At 55.0% G+C, this 2,312-nt stretch carries 3 protein-coding genes; 1 reads left to right on the forward strand and 2 read right to left on the reverse strand.

Translation table 11 applies throughout. The features are described from left to right. The coding region (locus tag OQK_RS00200) for a transcriptional activator RfaH (protein ID WP_016770583.1) at positions 1-386 on the reverse strand (386 nt) is incomplete at its 3' end. Positions 387-1,068: 682 nt separating this feature from the next. Between OQK_RS00200 and OQK_RS00205 the strand changes: the two genes are divergently transcribed. After that, entirely contained in the window at positions 1,069-2,043 is a 975-nt protein-coding gene (locus OQK_RS00205) for an NAD-dependent epimerase (protein WP_016770584.1), read from the forward strand. A gap of 1 nt (position 2,044) precedes the next feature. On the opposite strand, the gene OQK_RS00210 is transcribed toward OQK_RS00205, so the two are convergent. Next, the gene (locus OQK_RS00210) at positions 2,045-2,254 is read right to left on the reverse strand and encodes a hypothetical protein (protein ID WP_016770585.1); all 210 of its coding nucleotides are present in this window, start codon (positions 2,252-2,254) and stop codon (positions 2,045-2,047) included. Positions 2,255-2,312: the final 58 nt, after the last annotated feature.

The following is a 2,312-nucleotide window of genomic DNA, read 5'->3' on the forward strand; positions in this document are numbered from 1 at the left end:
CCTTGGACGATTTGCAGAGGTTCGCCGGGTTTGAGCTGCGGATCGGCAGGAAAGCCGAGCGACTCCTGGCTGCGCTCACGCAATTGCGCGATCACGTCTTCATCGACGCGGGCGGGCACATGGTTGAATTCGACGATGCGGCTGACACCACGGGTCGAGCGAATCGGTGCCCAGTTATCGTCGCGGCTCAGTTCAATGAACACGTAGCCGGGGAACAGCGATTCCAGGGTTCGTTGGCGTTTGCCACGAATACTGCGCTCGCTCATCAGTTGCGGCCGAAAGGTCGAATAGTTCTGTTGCTGCAGATTGAGTTGTGCCCGTTCATCCTGGCGGGGCTTGCACTGCAATAAATACCAGTTAGAACCGTTGCGGCAAACCGTTAGCATGCTGGAGTACTCCATACATAGCGATCGTTTAAGCAGGGCGGCCGATAGCGTGGGACGAGCCGTCATGCTTGCTAGTAGGTAGTAGGCTGATCAAGGCAAAGTGCCGAGCCAGATGCATCAATGTTTATTGGCAGAAGAAGTGTTTCAAAAATGAATCAACTTGGCTGGGTTATTGTTATATCCGTGGCCGTCTTGGCTATAACGAGTCCGCGCTTTTGTTCAAGCAAAGCTACCGCACGGTTCGCAGTTGCGACCTTCAGGATCCAATTACATAAATAGCCGGAGAGCAGAAAAGTGCGCGTCGGCGCGAGCTCGTCGGGCAGTGATTAGTTATCGGCCAGTCTTTGCAAGCTGTCAATTGCTAACAGTCAAAAACATTACCTTTCATCCGCTGATGATGGCCATCTCACGTAGGTTATTGATTGGTAAAGGTGAAATTTATTCGTCGGGTTTTTTAAACTTTTCGAAGTTGTTGAAGTCGCGGAGGTTAGATGGTGCGCGTGATAGCAAATTAGTTTCAATCTTACATGTTTCGGTTCGTAAGAAGTTTTGATTTTAGATGCCTCGCGTCGGATGCTGCTGGCCCGAGTAACTAAGGTCGTCTATGAATAGTTACGGTCGTTCGCGGGTAAATGTTCGTGCTGCATATTTCTTGAAGTCAAACCGGTGAGCCGAGGCAATCATGAGTGTTCTGGTAACGGGTGCCGCAGGTTTTATCGGTTATCACACGGTCATGCGTTTATGTCGCGAAGGGCTAGAGGTTGTGGGTATCGACAATCTCAATCCTTATTACGACGTCAAACTCAAACAGGCGCGTTTGCAGAGATTGCAGACGCTGGTCAATTTTACGTTCCAGCGGCTGGACATTGTCGATCAGAGCGCTTTGACCGCGTTGTTCGAACACGGCCACTACAAACAGGTCATTCACCTCGCTGCGCAGGCCGGAGTGCGCTACTCGCTGGACAATCCTGATGCCTATGCGCAGTCGAATCTGGTCGGGTTTCTCAACGTTCTGGAAGCGTGCCGTCGTCACCCGCCAGAGCACTTGATCTATGCATCGAGCAGTTCGGTGTATGGCGCCAATACCAAGATGCCGTTTGCAGAAGACGATCCGGTCGATCAACCGGTTTCGTTGTACGCCGCGAGCAAACGCGCCAACGAACTGATCGCGCACAGTTACTGCCATCTCTACGGCTTGCAGGCCACCGGCCTGCGCTTCTTTACCGTGTACGGCCCGTGGGGTCGACCGGACATGGCGCTGTTCAAATTCACCGAAGCGATGCTCAACGGGCGCGCCATCGACCTCTACAACCAAGGCGAAATGGCGCGGGACTTCACCTTTATCGACGACATCGTCGAAGCGATTTTCCGACTGCTCGACAAACCGCCCGCAATCAGCGCCGAGCGCGGCATCAACCGGTTATTCAATATTGGCCGGGGCAGTCCGGTAGCGCTATTGAGCTTCGTCGAATGCCTGGAGCAGGCACTGGGCATCAAGGCTCAGCGCCGTTATTTGCCGATGCAGGAGGGCGACGTGCTGAAGACCTGGGCCGACGTATCGGCGCTGGCACGCTGCATCGACTTCAGCCCGCAGGTGCCGATCGAGCAGGGCGTGCAAGCGTTCGTACAGTGGTATCGCGAGTTTTACCAGCTCTGATTCAGTGCAGGGTGACGGCCCTGCGACTTTCCCCGATGCGGATCCGGTCGAGGGCGCGGTTCAACGCATCCAGTGCATCGAGCAGCGCCTTGGCCTCGGCTTCACGCCCGACGCCCCACAGGCGTTCGGCCATTTTGTTCAAGGCCAGAATGGCGCGTTCGATGTCGGCTGCACTGGCGGTGTTCTCAGGGGGTGGTGGTTTTTTCGGCATTCACGGTTCCTCGGCGGTCGGCAAACCACCATACCGCCAAGGCGCCGAGCTATACAGC

The organism is Pseudomonas sp. R62 (assembly GCF_000257605.1).
GTDB lineage: Bacteria > Pseudomonadota > Gammaproteobacteria > Pseudomonadales > Pseudomonadaceae > Aquipseudomonas > Aquipseudomonas atacamensis.